Source organism: Streptomyces sp. NPDC017448 (assembly GCF_044330565.1).
GTDB lineage: Bacteria > Actinomycetota > Actinomycetes > Streptomycetales > Streptomycetaceae > Streptomyces.
Genome location: NZ_JBIRLM010000001.1, coordinates 306,112 through 324,939 on the forward strand (window position 1 = coordinate 306,112; position 18,828 = coordinate 324,939).

The following is an 18,828-nucleotide window of genomic DNA, read 5'->3' on the forward strand; positions in this document are numbered from 1 at the left end:
CACACCATGGGACTCGAAGAGAAACTGCCGAGCGGCTTCGTTCTGACCACGGTCGAGCAGGCCGCGGGCTGGGTGCGGAAGTCCTCCGTCTTCCCGGCCACATTCGGACTGGCCTGCTGCGCCATCGAGATGATGACGACCGGCGCCGGCCGCTACGACCTCGCCCGGTTCGGGATGGAGGTCTTCCGCGGATCGCCGCGCCAGGCCGACCTGATGATCGTCGCGGGGCGGGTGAGCCAGAAGATGGCGCCCGTCCTCCGGCAGGTCTACGACCAGATGCCGAATCCCAAGTGGGTCATCTCCATGGGGGTTTGCGCTTCATCTGGCGGTATGTTCAACAATTACGCCATTGTGCAGGGTGTTGATCACATTGTTCCGGTCGATATCTATTTGCCGGGTTGTCCGCCACGCCCCGAGATGCTGATGGACGCCATCCTCAAGCTCCACCAGAAGATCCAGGGCTCCAAGCTCGGGGTCAACGCGGAGGAGGCAGCCCGCGAGGCGGAGGAAGCGGCCCTCAAGGCACTGCCCCTGATCGAGATGAAGGGGCTGCTCCGGTGACCGAGAACCCCCACGCGCACGGCGACGAGAGCAACGCCGTACCCGCCCCGCGCGACACCGGCGGCGAGGTCATCCGCGTCCGCAAGGGCATGTTCGGCGCGAACAACGGCGGCGACACCTCCGGCTACGGCGGCCTCATCCGCACCATCACCCTGCCGGGAGCCGCCTCGCGGCCGTACGGCGGCTGGTTCGACGAGGTGGCCGACGAACTCGAAGGCGCCCTGGAGGAACAGGACCTCCTCCCCGAGAACGCCATCGAGAAGACCGTCGTCGACCGCGACGAGCTGACCTTCCACATCGCGCGCGAGCACCTGGTCCAGGTCGCCCGCACCCTGCGCGACGACCCCGCCCTGCGCTTCGAACTCTGCACGGGCGTCAGCGGCGTCCACTTCCCCGGCGACAAGGGCCGCGAGCTCCACGCCGTCTACCACCTGCGCTCGCTCACCCACGGCCGGATCATCCGGCTGGAGGTCTCCGCCCCGGACAGCGACCCGCACATCCCGTCGCTCGTCGCGGTCTACCCGACCAACGACTGGCACGAACGCGAGGCGTACGACTTCTTCGGGCTCATCTTCGACGGGCATCCCGCCCTCACCCGGATCATGATGCCGGACGACTGGCAGGGCTTCCCGCAGCGCAAGGACTACCCGCTCGGCGGCATCCCCGTCGAGTACAAGGGCGCCCAGATCCCGGCTCCGGACCAGCGGAGGTCGTACTCCTGATGACCACTCCCCACTCCCACCCGTCGCCCGGCCACCGCCCCTCGTCGAGTCCCTCCGGGACGCCCCTCTCGGATGCCCGTGCCACGACCGAGGGGACTGTATATACAGTCACCGGCGGCGACTGGGACGAGGTCGTCGAATCCGCGGTGAAGTCCGACGACGAACGCATCATCGTCAACATGGGCCCCCAGCACCCGTCCACCCACGGCGTGCTCCGCCTCATCCTGGAGATCGACGGCGAGACCGTCACCGAGGCCCGCTGCGGCATCGGCTACCTCCACACCGGCATCGAGAAGAACCTCGAATTCCGCAGCTGGACGCAGGGCACCACCTTCGTCACGCGCATGGACTACCTGACGCCGTTCTTCAACGAGACGGCGTACTGCCTGGGCGTCGAGAAGCTCCTCGGCATCGAGGACCAGATCCCCGACCGGGCCACCGTCCTGCGCGTCCTGCTGATGGAGCTCAACCGGCTCTCCTCGCACCTCGTCTGCATCGCCACCGGTGGCATGGAGCTGGGTGCGACCACGATCATGATCTACGGCTTCCGCGATCGTGAACTGGTTCTCGACCTCTTCGAGCTCATCACCGGCCTGCGCATGAACCACGCGTTCGTCCGCCCCGGCGGCCTCGCCCAGGACCTGCCGCCCGGCGCGGTCGACCAGCTGCGCGAGTTCGTGAAGACCATGAAGAAGAACCTGCCGGAGTACGACAAGCTCGCCACCGGCAACCCCATCTTCAAGGCCCGCATGCAGGACGTCGGCTACCTCGACCTCGCCGGCTGCATGGCGCTCGGCGCCACCGGCCCCGTGCTGCGCTCCGCCGGACTCCCGCACGACCTGCGCAAGACCGACCCGTACTGCGGCTACGAGACGTACGACTTCGACGTCCCGACCGCCGACACCTGCGACTCCTACGGGCGCTTCCTCATCCGCCTGGAGGAGATGCGCCAGTCGCTGCGGATCATCGAGCAGTGCATCGAGCGCCTGGAGCCGGGGCCGGTCATGGTCGCCGACAAGAAGATCGCCTGGCCCGCCCAGCTCGCCCTCGGCCCGGACGGACTCGGCAACTCGCTCGACCACATCCGGAAGATCATGGGCACCTCCATGGAGGCCCTGATCCACCACTTCAAGCTGGTGACCGAAGGGTTCCGCGTCCCGCCCGGCCAGACGTACACCGCCGTCGAGTCCCCCAAGGGCGAACTCGGCGTGCACGTCGTCTCCGACGGCGGCACCCGCCCCTACCGGGTCCACTTCCGCGACCCGTCGTTCACCAACCTGCAGGCCATGGCGGCGATGTGCGAAGGCGGCCAGGTCGCCGACGTCATCGTTGCCGTCGCGTCCATCGACCCCGTGATGGGAGGCGTCGACCGGTGACCACCTCACGCCAAGACGTCAGTCTGGGGATGCCGCAGCTCCCCGCCACCCCCTACCCGGCCGAGGTGCGCGCCCGGCTCGACGCGGACGCGAAGGAGGTGCTGGCCCGCTACCCCGGCAGCCGCTCCGCCCTCCTGCCGCTGCTGCACCTCGTGCAGTCCGAGGAGGGGTACGTCTCCCGCACGGGCATCGCCTTCTGCGCCGAGACGCTCGGCCTCACCACCGCCGAGGTCACCGCCGTCGCCACCTTCTACACCATGTACCGGCGCAGGCCGAGCGGCGACTACCAGGTCGGCGTCTGCACCAACACGCTCTGCGCGGTCATGGGCGGCGACGCCATCTTCGACACGCTCAAGGAACACCTCGGGGTCGGCAACAACGAGACCACCGAGGACGGCAAGGTCACCCTCGAACACATCGAGTGCAACGCCGCCTGCGACTTCGCGCCCGTCGTGATGGTCAACTGGGAGTTCTTCGACAACCAGACGCCCGAGAGCGCCACGCGGCTCGTCGACGACCTGATCGCCGGCCGCACCGTGGAGCCCACCCGGGGCGCGCCGATCTGCTCCTACAAGGAGACCGCCCGCATCCTGGCCGGCTTCCCCGACGAGCGCCCCGGCGCCGTCGAGGCGACCGGCGGCGCGGGCCCCGCCTCCCTCGTCGGGCTCAAGCTCGCCAAGGGCGAGGCGCTTCCGAAGGCCCGCGTGGTCTCCCCGCGCGCCGGGCAGCCCCAGAGCGCCCCGCCGCACGACCCTTCGCCGTCCGAGCACCTCAGCTCGCACGACGCACCGCAGCAGACCTCGGCCTCCGACCCGGAGCACCCGGCCGGGCCCGCAGCCGAGGAGGGGGAGTGATGACCTTGGCCGCCGAGATCCACAACGGGACGAGCCCCGAGAAACTGCTCGCCCCCGTGCTCTCCGCCTTCTGGGACCAGCCCGACTCCTGGACCCTGGAGACCTACCGCCGCCACGAGGGGTACGAGGGCCTGCGCAAGGCGCTCGCCATGGACCCCGACGACCTCATCGCGTACGTCAAGGACTCCGGTCTGCGCGGACGCGGCGGCGCCGGCTTCCCCACCGGGATGAAGTGGCAGTTCATCCCGCAGGGCGACGGCAAACCGCACTACCTCGTCGTCAACGCCGACGAGTCGGAGCCGGGGACCTGCAAGGACATCCCGCTCCTCTTCGCCAACCCGCACAGCCTCATCGAGGGCATCGTGATCGCCTGCTACGCGATCCGCTCCTCGCACGCGTTCATCTACCTGCGGGGCGAGGTCGTCCCCGTACTGCGACGGCTGCACGAGGCGGTCCGGGAGGCGTACGAGGCGGGGTACCTGGGGAAGGACATCCTCGGTTCGGGACTCGACCTGGAACTCACGGTCCACGCGGGCGCCGGTGCCTACATCTGCGGCGAGGAGACCGCGCTGCTCGACTCCCTCGAAGGACGGCGCGGCCAGCCCCGGCTGCGTCCGCCCTTCCCCGCGGTCGCCGGTCTGTACGCCTGCCCCACCGTGGTGAACAACGTCGAGTCCATCGCCTCGGTTCCCGCGATCCTGAACAGGGGCAAGGACTGGTTCAAGTCGATGGGCAGCGAGAAGTCCCCGGGCTTCACGCTCTACTCGCTCAGCGGCCACGTCACCAGCCCCGGCCAGTACGAGGCCCCGCTCGGCATCACGCTCCGCCAGCTCCTCGACATGAGCGGCGGCATGCGGGCCGGCCACCGGCTCAAGTTCTGGACCCCGGGCGGCTCCTCCACCCCGATGTTCACCGAGGAGCACCTCGACGTCCCCCTCGACTACGAGGGCGTCGGAGCCGCCGGTTCCATGCTCGGCACCAAGGCGCTCCAGTGCTTCGACGAGACGACCTGCGTGGTGCGGGCCGTCACCCGCTGGACCGAGTTCTACGCCCACGAGTCCTGCGGCAAGTGCACGCCCTGCCGCGAAGGCACGTACTGGCTCGTCCAACTGCTCCGCGACATCGAGGCCGGCAAGGGCGAGATGGCCGACCTCGACAAGCTCAACGACATCGCCGACAACATCAACGGCAAGTCGTTCTGCGCGCTCGGCGACGGCGCGGCCTCGCCGATCTTCTCCTCGCTGAAGTACTTCCGCGAGGAGTACGAGCAGCACATCACCGGCAAGGGCTGCCCCTTCGACCCCGCCCGGTCCACGGCCTGGGCCGACGACAAGAACACCGACGGCAAGAACGCTCACCGGGGGGTGAACGCATGACAGTCACCACGAGTGCGCCCTCCGGGGGCGGCGAGGCGGCCATCCCGCCCGAGGACCTGGTCACGCTGACCATCGACGGCATCGAGATCAGCGTCCCCAAGGGGACCCTGGTCATCCGCGCCGCCGAACTCCTCGGCATCGAGATCCCGCGCTTCTGCGACCACCCGCTCCTCGACCCCGCCGGCGCCTGCCGCCAGTGCATCGTCGAGGTCGAGGGCCAGCGCAAGCCGATGGCCTCCTGCACCATCACCTGCACCGACGGCATGGTCGTCAAGTCGCAGATCACCTCCCCCGTCGCCGAGAAGGCGCAGAAGGGGGTGATGGAGCTGCTGCTGATCAACCACCCGCTGGACTGCCCCGTCTGCGACAAGGGCGGCGAGTGCCCGCTCCAGAACCAGGCGATGTCGCACGGCGACGCCGACTCCCGGTTCGACGGGAAGAAGCGGACCTTCCAGAAGCCCGTCCCGATCTCCACCCAGGTCCTCCTGGACCGCGAACGGTGCGTGCTCTGCGCGCGCTGCACCCGGTTCTCCAACCAGGTGGCCGGCGACCCGATGATCGAGCTGATCGAGCGCGGGGCGCTCCAGCAGGTCGGCACCGGCGAGGGCGACCCCTTCCAGTCGTACTTCTCCGGCAACACCATCCAGATCTGCCCGGTCGGCGCGCTCACCTCGGCGGCGTACCGGTTCCGCTCCCGCCCCTTCGACCTGGTCTCCACCCCCTCGGTCTGCGAGCAGTGCTCGGGCGGCTGCGCCACCCGCACCGACCACCGGCGCGGCAAGGTCGTCCGCCGCCTCGCGGCCAACGAGCCCGAGGTCAACGAGGAGTGGATCTGCGACAAGGGGAGGTTCGGCTTCCGCTACGCCCAGCAGCGCGACCGCCTCACCACCCCGCTCGTCCGCAACGCCGAGGGCGCGCTGGAACCGGCGAGCTGGCCCGAGGCCCTGGAAGCCGCCGCGGCCGGACTCCTCGCCGCCCGCGGCCGTACCGGCGTCCTGACCGGCGGCCGGCTCACCGTCGAGGACGCCTACGCGTACAGCAAGTTCGCCCGCGTCGCCCTCGACACCAACGACATCGACTTCCGCTCCCGGGTCCACAGCGCGGAGGAGGCCGACTTCCTGGCCGCCCGGGTCGCCGGACGCGGCCGGGACCTGGACGGCGAGGGCGTCACGTACACCGCGCTGGAGAAGGCCCCCGCGGTCCTCCTCGTCGGGTTCGAGTCCGAGGAGGAGGCCCCCGGCGTCTTCCTCCGGCTGCGCAAGGCCCACCGCAAGGGCGGCCAGAAGACGTTCGCGCTCGCCTCGCACGCCACCCGGGGCCTGGTGAAGGCGGGCGGCACCCTGCTGCCGGCCGCACCCGGCACCGAGACCGAATGGCTCGACGCGCTCGCGGGCGGCGTCGGCCTGGAGGCCGACGGGGCCGCGGCGGCCGAGGCGCTCCGCGCCGAGCACTCCCTGATCATCGTCGGCGAGCGGCTGGCCGGCGTGCCCGGCGCCCTGTCCGCCGCGATCCGTACCGCCGCCGCCACCGGCGCACGCCTGGTGTGGATTCCGCGCCGGGCGGGCGACCGGGGCGCGATCGAGGCGGGCGCCCTGCCCACGCTGCTGCCCGGCGGCCGTCCGGCCACCGACCCGCGGGCCCGCGACGAGATCGCGGCGCTGTGGCGGCTGGCCGAACTGCCCTCCCGCCACGGCCGCGACACCGGCCAGATCGTCGAGGCCGCGGCCACCGGCGAACTGGGCGCGCTGCTCGTCGCCGGGGTCGGCGTCGAGGACCTGCCCGACCCGGACCGGGCCCTGCGGGCGCTGGACGAGGTCGGCTTCCTGGTCTCCCTGGAGCTGCGGCCGAGCGCGGTCACCGCCCGCGCGGACGTGGTCTTCCCGGTCGCCGCCGTCGCGGAGAAGTCCGGCACCTTCCTCAACTGGGAGGGCCGGGCCCGGATGTTCGAGGCGGCGCTCAAGCCCGAGCAGCTGACCCGGACGCTCGCCCCGACCGACCTGCGGGTGCTGCACATGCTGGCCGACGCCATGGACGTGCACTTCGCCCTGCCGGACCTGGCCTCCGCCCGCCGCGAGCTGGACCGGCTCGGCGGCTGGGAGGGCGGCCGCGCCGACGACCCGCGCGAGGGCGCGCGCCCGCTGCCCCGCCCCGGCGACGGCGAGGCCGTCCTCGCGGGCCACCGCATGCTGCTCGACCTCGGCCGGCTCCAGGAGGGCGACACCGCCCTCGCCGGAACCCGGCACGCGGCCGTCGCCCGGCTGTCGCCGGCCACCGCCGCCGAGAGCGGCGTCGGGGACGGCGACCTGCTCGCGGTCACCGGACCGGCCGGGACCGTCGAACTCCCCCTCGCCGTCACCGACATGCCGGACCGGGTGGTCTGGGTGCCGCTGAACTCGGTGGGACGCGGCATCCCCGCCGACACCGGCGTGACCCCGGGCGGCCTGGTGCGGATCGGCCCGGCCGCCGCACCCGGCGCTCCCGTCGAACCATCGGAGGTACGAGCGTGACTGGCCTCGCCGCACTCACGACGGCGCCCGAGGGCGTCGTCCTCGCCGCCGAGGATCTTTCGATGTTCGGCACCGACCCCTGGTGGCTGGTGGTCGTCAAGGCGGTCTTCTGCTTCGCGTTCCTGATGGTGACCGTGCTGTTCTCCATCGTGTGGGAGCGCAAGGTCGTCGCCTGGATGCAGCTGCGCATCGGCCCCAACCGCAACGGCCCCTGGGGCATGCTCCAGTCGCTCGCCGACGGCATCAAGCTGATGCTGAAGGAAGACGTCATCGTCAAGCGGGCCGACAAGGTCGTCTACGTCCTGGCGCCGATCGTCGCGGCGATCCCGGCGTTCATGGCGATCGCGGTCATCCCGTTCGGCCCCGCCGACAACCAGGTGTCGATCTTCGGCCACCGTACGACGATGCAGCTCACCGACCTGCCGATCGCGATGCTCTACATCCTCGCGGTCGCCTCGGTCGGCATCTACGGGCTCGTCCTGGCGGGCTGGTCCTCCGGATCGACGTACCCGCTCCTCGGCGGTCTGCGCTCCTGCGCCCAGATGATCAGCTACGAGATCGCGATGGGCGCCGCGTTCGCCTCCGTCTTCCTCTACTCCGGGTCGATGTCGACCTCGGCGATCGTGGAGGCGCAGGCGGACCGCTGGTTCGTCGTCCTGCTGCCGGTCTCCTTCATCATCTACATCATCACGATGGTCGGGGAGACGAACCGCGCGCCGTTCGACATGCCGGAGTCCGAGGGCGACCTCGTCGGCGGGTTCAACACCGAGTACTCCTCGATCAAGTTCGCGATGTTCATGCTCGCCGAGTACGTCAACATGGTCACCGTCTCCGCGGTCTCCGTGACCCTCTTCCTCGGCGGTTGGCGGGCCCCGTACCCGGTCAGCACCTTCTGGGAGGGCGCGAACCAGGGCTGGTGGCCGATGCTCTGGTTCGTCCTCAAGGTCCAGCTGCTGCTGTTCTTCTTCATCTGGCTGCGCGGCACCCTGCCGCGGGTCCGCTACGACCAGCTGATGAAGCTCGGCTGGAAGGTCCTCATCCCGGTCTCCGTGGTCTGGCTGATGCTCGTCGCCACCGTCCGCGCGCTGCGCAACGAGGGCTACGACTTCTCCCGGATCGTGCTGTACGTCGGGGCGGCCGTGATCGCGATCCTGCTGATCTCCTTCGTCGTCGACATGTTCCGCGACCGGAAGAACCGGGCCGAGACCGAGGCGGCCGGCCCGGAGCCCGCCTTCGACCCGATGGCGGGCGGGTTCCCGGTGCCTCCGCTGCCCGGCCAGACCCTGCCGCCGGTGCCCCGGCGCACTCCGCGGCGCGAGCGGGAGCTCGTTGTCAGTGGCGGGCCGGATACTCAGAGTGACGGAAACGCGAGTGACGGAAAGGAGGCCGGCGGTGTCTGAGAAACCAGAGCTCACGGGCTCATCGGGAGCCGCTGGGTCCTCGGGCCGGGCGGAGGGGTCGGGGGAGAAGTTCCAGAACCCCGTGGCCGGCTTCGGCGTGACCTTCAAGGCCATGTTCAAGAAGCGGCTCACCGAGCAGTATCCGGAGACGCCGAAGGTGACGGCGCCCCGCTTCCACGGCCGCCACCAGCTCAACCGCCACCCGGACGGTCTGGAGAAGTGCGTCGGCTGCGAGCTGTGCGCCTGGGCCTGCCCCGCCGACGCGATCTACGTGGAGGGCGCGGACAACACCGAGGAGGAGCGCTACTCCCCGGGCGAGCGCTACGGACGCGTCTACCAGATCAACTACGCGCGCTGCATCCTGTGCGGGCTGTGCATCGAGGCGTGCCCCACCCGCGCGCTGACGATGACGAACGAGTTCGAGCTGGCCAACACCACCCGCGAGAGCCTCATCTACACCAAGGACGAGCTGCTCGCGGGGCTGGAGGAAGGCATGGTCGACAGCCCGCACGCGATCTACCCCGGCATGGACGAACAGGACTACTACCGGGGTCTGGTCACCGAGGCCGCCCCCGGCACGGTCCCCCAGCCGGCCGTCTCCCAGGGCGAGCAGGACAAGCTCGACGAGGACCCCCTCGACTCCACCCGGGCCGCCGACGCCACCCGCCCCGGCAAGGGGGTGGACGCGTGAACGCGCTGGCCGCAGCCACCGCCACCTCCACCGGCGAGGCGGTCCAGTTCTGGATCCTGGGCACCGTCGCCGTGATCGGCGCACTCTCCACGGTCCTGCTGAAGAGGGCCGTGCACAGCGCGCTCTCGCTCGCCGGCACCATGATCGTCCTCGCGGTGTTCTACCTCGCCAACGGGGCGTACTTCCTGGGCGTCGTCCAGATCGTCGTCTACACCGGCGCGATCATGATGCTGTTCCTCTTCGTCGTCATGCTCGTCGGCGTCACCGCGGCGGACTCCCTCAAGGAGACCCTGAAGGGGCAGCGCTGGATGGCCCTCGGGTGCGCCCTCGGGTTCGGCACCCTGCTGATCGGCGGCATCGGCCACGCCTCGCTCTCCACCTTCAACGGGCTGGGTGCCGCCAACGCCCGGCACGGGGGCAACGTCGAGGGGCTGGCCAACCTCATCTTCTCCAAGTACGTCTTCGCCTTCGAGATCACCGGCGCCCTGCTGATCACCGCCACGGTCGGCGCGATGGTGCTCACCCACCGCGAGCGCACCGAACGGGCCAAGACCCAGCGGGAGTTGGCCGAGCAGCGGGTCCGCGAGGGCAAGCACCTTCCGCCGCTCCCCGCCCCCGGCGTCTACGCCCGGCACAACGCGGTGGACATCCCCGGCCTGCTCCCCGACGGCACGCCGTCCGAGCTGACCGTCATGCAGACGCTGCGGGAGCGCGGCCAGGTCCGCGACGTCTCGCGGGAAGCCCTCGCCGACCTCAAGGCCCTGGAGCAGCGCTCCGGGGAGCGGCTCGGACGCGAGGACGCGGACGCCGTGGCGCGCGGGGCCGGCCCCGCCTCCGCGGCGGAGAATTCGGAGGCCGCCCAGTGAACCCGGTCAACTACCTCTACCTCGCGGCCCTGCTGTTCGCGATCGGCGCCTCCGGGGTGCTGATCCGGCGGAACGCGATCGTGGTGTTCATGTGCGTCGAGCTGATGCTCAACGCCTGCAACCTGGCGCTCGTCACGTTCTCCCGGATGCACGGCAACCTCGACGGGCAGATCGTCGCGTTCTTCACGATGGTCGTCGCCGCGGCGGAAGTCGTCGTCGGACTCGCGATCATCGTGTCGCTGTTCCGCTCCCGCCACTCGGCCTCGGTCGACGACGCCAGCCTGATGAAGCTGTAAGGGGTCGGAAACGTGGAGAACCTGATTGCGCTGCTCGTCGCGGCGCCCCTGCTCGGAGCGGCGGTCCTGCTCTGCGGCGGCCGCCGGCTGGACCGGACCGGCCACTGGCTCGGTACCGCCCTCGCCGCCGCCTCGTTCGTCGTCGGATTGATCCTCTTCACCGACATGCTGGGGAAGGGCGCCGAGGACCGGGCCCTGCACCAGCACCTGTTCAGCTGGATTCCGGTGGAGGGCTTCCAGGCCGACATCGCCTTCCAGCTCGACCAGTTGTCGATGACGTTCGTCCTGCTCATCACCGGTGTGGGCACGCTGATCCACATCTACTCCATCGGTTACATGGAGCACGACGAGCGCAGGCGCCGCTTCTTCGGCTATCTGAACCTGTTCCTCGCGGCGATGCTCATCCTGGTCATCGCCGACAACTACCTGCTGCTGTACGTCGGGTGGGAGGGCGTCGGTCTGGCGTCGTTCCTGCTCATCGGCTTCTGGCAGCACAAGCCCTCCGCGGCCACCGCCGCGAAGAAGGCGTTCCTGGTCAACCGGGTCGGTGACGTCGGCCTGTCGATCGCCATCATGCTGATGTTCACCACCTTCGGCACCTTCGCCTTCGGGCCGGTGCTGGAGTCGGCGGGCGAGACGGGCCAGGGCAAGCTGACGGCCATCGGGCTGATGCTGCTGCTGGCCGCCTGCGGCAAGTCGGCCCAGGTGCCGCTGCAGTCCTGGCTCGGCGACGCGATGGAGGGCCCGACCCCGGTCTCCGCCCTCATCCACGCCGCGACCATGGTCACCGCCGGCGTCTACCTCATCGTCCGCTCCGGCGCGATCTTCAACGCCGCCCCGGACGCCCAGCTGGTCGTCGTCATCGTCGGCGCGGTCACGCTGATCTTCGGTGCGATCGTCGGTTGCGCGAAGGACGACATCAAGAAGGCGCTCGCCGGTTCGACGATGTCGCAGATCGGCTACATGATCCTGGCCGCGGGCCTCGGCCCCATCGGCTACATCTTCGCGATCATGCACCTGGTGACGCACGGCTTCTTCAAGGCCGGGCTCTTCCTCGGCGCGGGCTCCGTCATGCACGGCATGAACGACGAGGTCGACATGCGCAGGTACGGCGGCCTGCGGACATACATGCCGGTCACCTTCGTCACCTTCGGCCTCGGCTACCTGGCCATCATCGGCTTCCCCGGCCTGTCCGGCTTCTTCTCCAAGGACAAGATCATCGAGGCGGCCTTCGCCAAGGGCGGCGCCGAGGGCTGGATCCTCGGCTCCGTGGCCCTCCTGGGCGCCGCGATCACCGCGTTCTACATGACGCGCGTGATGCTGATGACGTTCTTCGGCGAGAAGCGGTGGCAGCCGGATGCCGAGGGCCGCGAGCCGCACCCGCACGAGTCCCCGAAGTCGATGACGATCCCCATGATCGTGCTGGCCTTCGGCTCGGTCTTCGCGGGCGGGTTCTTCGCGATCGGGGACCGGTTCATCACCTGGCTGAAGCCGGTCACCGGCTACGACCACGGGCACTCCCCGCTGAGCGCGGCCACCGTCACCGGAGCCACCGTCGTGGCCCTGGTCGTCGGCGTCGGGATCGCCTGGGCGATGTACGGCCGCAAGCCGGTCCCGGTGGTGGCCCCGCGCGGTTCGGTCCTCACCCGGGCCGCCCGCCGCGATCTCCTCCAGGACGACTTCAACCACGTGGTCCTGGTCCGCGGCGGCGAGCACCTCACCCGCTCGCTGGTCTACGTGGACCACTCCCTGGTCGACGGCGTCGTCAACGGCACGGCCGCTTCGGTCGGCGGGCTCTCCGGACGGATGCGCAAGCTCCAGAACGGCTACGCCCGCACCTACGCGGTCTCGATGTTCGGCGGTACGGCGGTCGTCATCGCCGCGACCCTGCTGATGAGGGCGGTCTGATCCCATGTCCTTTCCCCTCCTGACGGCGACGGCGGCACTCCCGGCGATCGGCGCGATCGCCACCGCCGCCGTCCCCGCCGCGCGGCGCACCGCGGCCAAATGGCTCGCGCTGCTCTTCTCGCTCGGCACGCTCGTCCTGGCGGCCGTCGTCTTCCTCCGCTTCGAACCGGGCGGCGACCGCTACCAGCTCACCGAGTCCCGCGCCTGGATCGCGGACTTCGGCGTCCGCTACGAACTGGGTGTGGACGGCATCGGGGTGGCGCTCCTCGGCCTCACCGCGCTGCTGATCCCGTTCGTCATCGTCGCCGCCTGGCACGACGCCGACCCCCACGAAACGAAGTCCACGCGCTGGCGTCCGACGCAGGGCTTCTTCGCCCTGATCCTCATGGTCGAGGCCATGGTGGTCCTGTCGTTCGTCGCCACCGATGTCTTCCTCTTCTACATCCTCTTCGAAGCCATGCTCATCCCGATGTACTTCCTCATCGGCGGCTTCGGCGACCGGGCCCACGCGGGCACCGACGAGAGCGCCGCCACCCAGCGCTCGTACGCGGCGGTCAAGTTCCTCCTCTACAACCTGGCCGGCGGGCTGATCATGCTGGCCGCCGTCATCGGCCTCTACGTGGTCGCGGGCAGCTTCTCGCTCTCCGAGATCGCGGCGGCCCGCGCCGACGGCTCCCTGGAGATGGCGACCAGCACCGAGCGGTGGCTGTTCCTCGGGTTCTTCTTCGCCTTCGCGGTGAAGGCCCCGCTGTGGCCGCTGCACACCTGGCTGCCCAACGCGATGGGCGAGGCGACCGCCCCGGTCGCCGTGCTGATCACCGCGATCGTCGACAAGGTCGGCACCTTCGCGATGCTCCGCTTCTGCCTGGGGCTCTTCCCGGAGGCCAGCAAGTGGGCGACGCCGGTGGTCATCACCCTGGCGCTGATCTCCATCGTGTACGGGGCGCTCCTGGCGGTCGGCCAGCGCGACATCAAGCGGCTCATCGCCTACGCCTCGATCTCCCACTTCGGCTTCATCATCCTGGGCATCTTCGCGATGACCAGCCAGGGCCAGTCGGGCGCCACGCTCTACATGGTCAACCACGGCCTCTCCACGGCCGCGCTGCTGCTGGTCGCCGGCTTCCTCATCACCCGGCGCGGCTCGCGGCTCATCGCGGACTACGGCGGGGTGCAGAAGGTCGCCCCCGTGCTGGCCGGGACGTTCCTCATCGGCGGGCTCGCCACCCTGTCGCTGCCCGGACTCGCCCCGTTCGTCAGCGAGTTCCTGGTCCTGGTCGGCACGTTCAGCGCCTACCCGGTGGCCGGTGTGGTCGCCACCTCCGGCATCGTGCTCGCCGCGCTCTACGTCCTGGTGCTCTACCAGCGCACGATGACCGGCCCGGTCCAGGAGTCGGTCCGGTCCATGCCGGACCTCAGGGCCCGTGAGCTGGCGGTCGCGGTGCCGCTGATCGCCGTGCTGATCTTCCTCGGCGTCTTCCCGAAGCCGCTCACCGAGGTCGTCAACCCGGCGGTGGAGCACACCATGTCCGACGTACAGAAGAAGGACCCCCAGCCCGAGGTGGAGGCCGCCAAGTGAGCGCAACAGCTGTCCACAATCTGTGGACGACGGCGAGCGGGGTGACATCGGCGGCGCCGGGCGACTCGTTCACCATGCCGAAGATCGAGTACACCCAGCTCATGCCGGTCCTGATCATCGTGGTCGCGGCCGTCCTGGGCATCCTGGTGGAGGCCTTCGTGCCGCGCCGGGCCCGCTACCACTCCCAGCTCTTCCTGAGCGTGGTGGCGGTCGCCGCCGCGTTCGCCGCGATCGTCGGCCTCGCCGCCGGGGGGTACGGCACCACGAAGGCGCAGATCGCGGCCATGGGGGCCATCGCGATCGACGGCCCCACCCTGTTCCTCCAGGGCACCATCCTCCTGGTCGCCATGGTGGCGGTGTTCACCTTCGCCGAACGCCGGCTCGACCCCGGCAGCGACGGCAACCGCGTCGACTCGTTCGCCGCCCAGCCCGGGGCCGTACCCGGCGGCGAGGGCGAGAAGGCCGCGGTGCGGGCCGGGTTCACCACCACCGAGGTCTTCCCGCTCCTGCTGTTCTCGGTGGCGGGGCTGCTGGTCTTCCCGGCCGCCAACGACCTGCTGACCCTCTTCATCGCGCTGGAGGTCTTCTCGCTCCCGCTCTACCTCCTGTGCGCCGTCGCCCGCCGCAAGCGGCTGATGTCGCAGGAGGCGGCCGTGAAGTACTTCCTCCTCGGCGCGTTCTCCTCGGCGTTCCTGCTCTTCGGGATCGCCCTCCTCTACGGCTACGCGGGCTCCCTGTCGTACGCCGAGATCGCCAACGTCGTCGACGGCTCGGTCCTGGAGATCGACCCGGCCCTCGCCGACACCATGGGCAACGACGCGCTGCTGCTCATCGGCGGCGCGATGATCCTGACCGGTCTGCTCTTCAAGGTCGGCGCCGTTCCGTTCCACATGTGGACCCCGGACGTGTACCAGGGCGCCCCGACCCCGGTCACCGGCTTCATGGCCGCCGCCACCAAGGTCGCCGCGTTCGGCGCGCTGCTGCGCCTGCTGTACGTGGCGCTGCCGGGCCTCACCTGGGACCTGCGGCCGGTCATGTGGGCGGTGGCCATCGTCACCATGCTGGCCGGTGCGATCGTCGCGATCACCCAGACCGACATCAAGCGGCTGCTGGCCTACTCCTCGATCGCACACGCGGGCTTCATCCTCGCGGGCGTCATCGCGGCCAACCCGGAGGGCATCTCCTCGGTCCTCTTCTACCTGCTGGCCTACTCCTTCGTGACGGTCGGCGCGTTCGCCGTCGTCACCCTGGTGCGGGACGCCGGCGGCGAGGCCACCCACCTGTCGAAGTGGGCCGGGCTCGGCCGCCGCTCGCCGCTGGTCGCGGCGGTCTTCGCGGTGTTCCTGCTGGCCTTCGCGGGCATCCCGCTGACCTCCGGGTTCTCGGGCAAGTTCGCGGTGTTCAAGGCGGCCGCCGAGGGCGGGGCCGGGGCGCTGGTCGTCGTCGGTGTGGTCTCCTCGGCCGTCGCGGCGTTCTTCTACATCCGCGTGATCGTCCTCATGTTCTTCAGCGAGCCGAAGGCGGACGGCCCCACGGTCGCCGTCCCGTCCCCGCTGACCATGACGACGATCGCGGTCGGCGTCGCCGTCACCCTGGTGCTGGGGCTGGCCCCGCAGTACTTCCTGGACCTGGCGAGCCAGGCGGGGGTCTTCGTGCGGTAACCCGCGCGGGACGCCCGCGGTAGGCCCGCGGTACGAGTGTCAGCAGCGCCGGACGGTCGGATATCCACAGACCGTCCGGCGTTGTCGTTCCCTCCGCCTATCGTGGACGGGGACGAGAGCAGGACGGACCGGGCCGGGCGAGCGGGCCCCCGGGGGACAGAGCATGAGGCGTGAGCATGGATGAGACCGCGACGGTGACCGGCGTCGACGCCGGCACGGGCGACGAGAGCGAGGCGCGGCGGACGCTGCACCGCGTCTTCGGCTACGAGTCGTTCCGCGGCGAGCAGGGCGCGATCATCGAGCACGTGGTGGCGGGGGGCGACGCGGTCGTCCTCATGCCCACCGGCGGCGGGAAGTCCCTCTGCTACCAGATCCCGTCCCTGGTCCGCCGGGGCACCGGCGTCGTCGTCTCGCCGCTGATCGCCCTCATGCAGGACCAGGTAGACGCCCTGCGCGCGCTCGGCGTCCGGGCCGGCTTCATGAACTCCACGCAGGACTTCGACGAGCGCCGCTCGATGGAGGCGCAGTTCCTCGCGGGCGAGCTGGACATCCTCTATCTGGCGCCCGAGCGGCTGCGCCTGGACTCCACGCTCTCCCTGCTGGCCCGGGGCGAGGTCTCCGTCTTCGCGATCGACGAGGCGCACTGCGTCGCCCAGTGGGGCCACGACTTCCGCCCGGACTACCTGGCCCTGTCCGTGCTCGGCGAGCGCTGGCCGGACGTGCCGCGCATCGCCCTGACGGCGACGGCGACCAACGCCACGCACGAGGAGATCACCCGCCGCCTCTCCATGCCGGACGCGAAGCACTTCGTCGCCAGCTTCGACCGGCCGAACATCCAGTACCGGATCGTGCCGAAGTCCGACCCGAAGAAGCAGCTCCTCTCCTTCCTCCAGGAGGAGCACGCCGGGGACGCGGGCATCGTCTACTGCCTCTCGCGCAACTCCACCGAGAAGATCGCGGAGTACCTCAGCCGCAACGGCGTGGAGGCCGTTCCGTACCACGCGGGTCTGGACGCCCGGACGCGCGCCGCCCACCAAGCGCGGTTCCTCCGTGAGGAAGGGCTCGTCGTCGTCGCGACGATCGCGTTCGGCATGGGCATCGACAAGCCGGACGTCCGCTTCGTCGCCCACGTGGACCTGCCCAAGTCCGTCGAGGGGTACTACCAGGAGACCGGCCGCGCCGGCCGCGACGGGGAGCCGTCCACGGCGTGGATGGCGTACGGGCTCCAGGACGTCGTCCAGCAGCGCAAGCTCATCCAGGGCGGCGAGGGCGACGAGGCGTTCCGCCGCCGGGCCGCCTCCCACCTGGACTCCATGCTCGCCCTGTGCGAGACGGTCCAGTGCCGCCGCGCCCAGCTGCTGACCTACTTCGGCCAGGAGCCCGCGGCCCCCTCCTGCGGCAACTGCGACACCTGCCTCGTCCCGCCGGAGACCTGGGACGGCACGGTCGTCTCGCAGAAGCTGCTCTCCACGGTGGTGCGGCTCAAGCGCGAGCGGAACCAGAAGTTCGGCGCGGGCCAGATCATCGACATCCTGCTGGGCCGCAAGACCGCCAAGGTCATCCAGTTCGACCACGACCAGCTCTCCGTCTTCGGCATCGGCGAGGAGCTGGCCGAGGCGGAGTGGCGCGGTGTGGTCCGCCAGCTGCTGGCGCAGGGGCTGCTCGCGGTCGAGGGGGAGTACGGCACGCTGGTGCTGACCGAGGAGAGCGCGACGGTGCTGGGCCGGGAGCGGGAGGTGCTGCTCCGCAAGGAGCCGAAGAAGCCCACGTCCCGCTCGTCGTCCTCGGCGGGCGGCGGCAAGGGCGGCAAGGGCAAGACGGCCCCCGCCGACCTTCCCGCCTCCGCCGTCCCGGTCTTCGAGGCGCTGCGCGCCTGGCGCGGGGCGACCGCGAAGGAGCAGGGCGTTCCGGCGTACGTGATCTTCCACGACGCGACGCTGCGGGAGATCGCGACCGTCCACCCGACGACGATCGGGGAGCTGGGGGGCGTCAGCGGCCTGGGCGAGAAGAAGCTCGCGACCTACGGGGAGGGCGTGCTGGAGGTCCTGGCCGAGGTGGGCGGCGGGGCGCCGGCCTCTCCGGAAGCGCCGCAGATCCCGGCCCCGGCTCCCGCTCGTACGCAGGCCCCGGCTTCTCGGCCGGCCTCCGCGTCGAGCCAGGCCCCGGCCCCCCGGACGTCTCCGGCCCCGGTTCGTCCGCAGACGCAGGCCGTCCCGGCGGAGCAGTACGGCGACCCCGAGTTCGCCTGGGACGAGGAACCGCCCGAGTACGAGTGAGCCGTACCGGGCGGCGGGGTGGAAGGGCGGCGGGGCCGGAAGGCGGTGGGCCGGAGGGCGACCGGGTCTACCGTGGGTCCGCCGCCCGGCGGCGGGGCGTGATCGCCGTCAGGTCCAGGTCCACGGCGAAGGGCACCGACACCTTCATCCGGTCGTGGAAGATCCCGGTCGAGGTGTAGGCGCCGGTGGCCGGTTCCCGCTCGAAGACGTAGACCACGGCCCGCCCGTCATGGTTCTCCACCCGCCAGTAGTGGGGGATGGCCGCGCGGGCGTACTTCACGGGCTTGGTCTCCCGGTCGCGGGACAGCGAATCCTCGGAGGCCACTTCGACAACCAGCAGCACGGACCCGCCGGGCACGCGTGTCCGGTCCATGCTCCGCACGGCCCCTTCCCGCACGACGATCACATCGGGTTCGGGGCGGTTGTGCCGGTCGATGTCGATCGTGAAGCGGCTGATCGTGTCCGCACCGGGAGGGGCCGCGGCCCGCAGCTGTTCGCCGAAGAAGCTGACCGCTCGCGCGTGGAAGACCGTCTGCGGAGAGGAGAACACCAGGCTCCCGTCGATCAGCTCCGTGTGCGGAGGCAGATCCGGGAGTGTGTCCAGGTCATCGGCGGTCCAGCCGCCCTCGGGCGGAACCGCCCACCGCGGCTCGGACGCCTCGGGTTCGATGCTCATCATTGCTCCCACGGGGAGGAGTCTCGCGGGCCCGACCAGCGTATCCGCCGGGAACGCGACCCGGATGACCCGAACGTGTGAA

15 protein-coding genes are annotated in these 18,828 nt (G+C 70.5%); 14 read left to right on the forward strand and 1 reads right to left on the reverse strand.

Going from position 1 to position 18,828, the window contains the following annotated elements; translation table 11 throughout:
* Positions 1-6 precede the first annotated feature (6 nt).
* The 14 genes from ACH4K1_RS01305 (at position 7) to recQ (ending at position 18,070) form a co-directional block, all read left to right on the forward strand.
* The gene (locus tag ACH4K1_RS01305) at positions 7-561 is read left to right on the forward strand and encodes an NADH-quinone oxidoreductase subunit B family protein (protein ID WP_111337185.1); all 555 of its coding nucleotides are present in this window, start codon (positions 7-9) and stop codon (positions 559-561) included.
* A complete protein-coding gene (locus ACH4K1_RS01310; protein ID WP_398085274.1) occupies positions 558-1,283 on the forward strand; it encodes an NADH-quinone oxidoreductase subunit C in 726 nt (241 codons plus the stop codon). The genes ACH4K1_RS01305 and ACH4K1_RS01310 overlap by 4 nt, the downstream gene beginning before the upstream one ends.
* Positions 1,283-2,659 (forward strand): NADH-quinone oxidoreductase subunit D, encoded by a 1,377-nt coding sequence (locus ACH4K1_RS01315; RefSeq protein ID WP_398085277.1) that lies wholly within the window; start codon positions 1,283-1,285, stop codon positions 2,657-2,659. Before ACH4K1_RS01310 ends, ACH4K1_RS01315 begins: the two co-directional genes overlap by 1 nt.
* Before the next feature lie 29 nt (positions 2,660-2,688).
* Positions 2,689-3,513: an NADH-quinone oxidoreductase subunit NuoE gene (gene nuoE / locus ACH4K1_RS01320; RefSeq protein WP_398086541.1), complete on the forward strand. Its 825-nt coding sequence runs from the start codon at positions 2,689-2,691 to the stop codon at positions 3,511-3,513.
* Entirely contained in the window at positions 3,513-4,889 is a 1,377-nt protein-coding gene (gene nuoF, locus ACH4K1_RS01325) for an NADH-quinone oxidoreductase subunit NuoF (protein ID WP_398085280.1), read from the forward strand. The genes nuoE and nuoF overlap by 1 nt, the downstream gene beginning before the upstream one ends.
* Positions 4,886-7,396, forward strand: coding sequence for an NADH-quinone oxidoreductase subunit G (locus ACH4K1_RS01330; protein WP_398085282.1), 2,511 nt, complete (start codon positions 4,886-4,888; stop codon positions 7,394-7,396). The genes nuoF and ACH4K1_RS01330 overlap by 4 nt, the downstream gene beginning before the upstream one ends.
* Positions 7,393-8,796 carry an NADH-quinone oxidoreductase subunit NuoH gene (gene nuoH, locus ACH4K1_RS01335; RefSeq protein ID WP_398085285.1) on the forward strand — a complete coding sequence of 468 codons (1,404 nt, stop codon included), beginning with the start codon at positions 7,393-7,395 and terminating at the stop codon, positions 8,794-8,796. The genes ACH4K1_RS01330 and nuoH overlap by 4 nt, the downstream gene beginning before the upstream one ends.
* Positions 8,789-9,487, forward strand: coding sequence for an NADH-quinone oxidoreductase subunit NuoI (nuoI, locus tag ACH4K1_RS01340; protein WP_398085287.1), 699 nt, complete (start codon positions 8,789-8,791; stop codon positions 9,485-9,487). The genes nuoH and nuoI overlap by 8 nt, the downstream gene beginning before the upstream one ends.
* Positions 9,484-10,353 carry an NADH-quinone oxidoreductase subunit J gene (locus ACH4K1_RS01345; protein WP_228989760.1) on the forward strand — a complete coding sequence of 290 codons (870 nt, stop codon included), beginning with the start codon at positions 9,484-9,486 and terminating at the stop codon, positions 10,351-10,353. Before nuoI ends, ACH4K1_RS01345 begins: the two co-directional genes overlap by 4 nt.
* On the forward strand, positions 10,350-10,649 hold the full coding sequence (gene nuoK, locus ACH4K1_RS01350) for an NADH-quinone oxidoreductase subunit NuoK (protein ID WP_007451729.1): 300 nt from the start codon (positions 10,350-10,352) through the stop codon (positions 10,647-10,649). The genes ACH4K1_RS01345 and nuoK overlap by 4 nt, the downstream gene beginning before the upstream one ends.
* Before the next feature lie 12 nt (positions 10,650-10,661).
* On the forward strand, positions 10,662-12,557 hold the full coding sequence (gene nuoL, locus ACH4K1_RS01355; protein ID WP_398085290.1) for an NADH-quinone oxidoreductase subunit L: 1,896 nt from the start codon (positions 10,662-10,664) through the stop codon (positions 12,555-12,557).
* 4 nt (positions 12,558-12,561) lie between these two features.
* Positions 12,562-14,133, forward strand: coding sequence for an NADH-quinone oxidoreductase subunit M (locus tag ACH4K1_RS01360; protein WP_398085292.1), 1,572 nt, complete (start codon positions 12,562-12,564; stop codon positions 14,131-14,133).
* Positions 14,130-15,794 (forward strand): NADH-quinone oxidoreductase subunit NuoN, encoded by a 1,665-nt coding sequence (nuoN, locus tag ACH4K1_RS01365; RefSeq protein WP_398085295.1) that lies wholly within the window; start codon positions 14,130-14,132, stop codon positions 15,792-15,794. Before ACH4K1_RS01360 ends, nuoN begins: the two co-directional genes overlap by 4 nt.
* Before the next feature lie 176 nt (positions 15,795-15,970).
* Positions 15,971-18,070, forward strand: a complete 2,100-nt coding sequence (gene recQ / locus ACH4K1_RS01370; protein ID WP_398085298.1) for a DNA helicase RecQ — start codon at positions 15,971-15,973, stop codon at positions 18,068-18,070.
* A 67-nt stretch (positions 18,071-18,137) separates the two neighbouring features.
* Here recQ and ACH4K1_RS01375 read toward each other — a convergent pair whose 3' ends face one another.
* A complete protein-coding gene (locus tag ACH4K1_RS01375; protein WP_398085299.1) occupies positions 18,138-18,746 on the reverse strand; it encodes a Uma2 family endonuclease in 609 nt (202 codons plus the stop codon).
* Between the last annotated feature and the right edge of the window lie 82 nt (positions 18,747-18,828).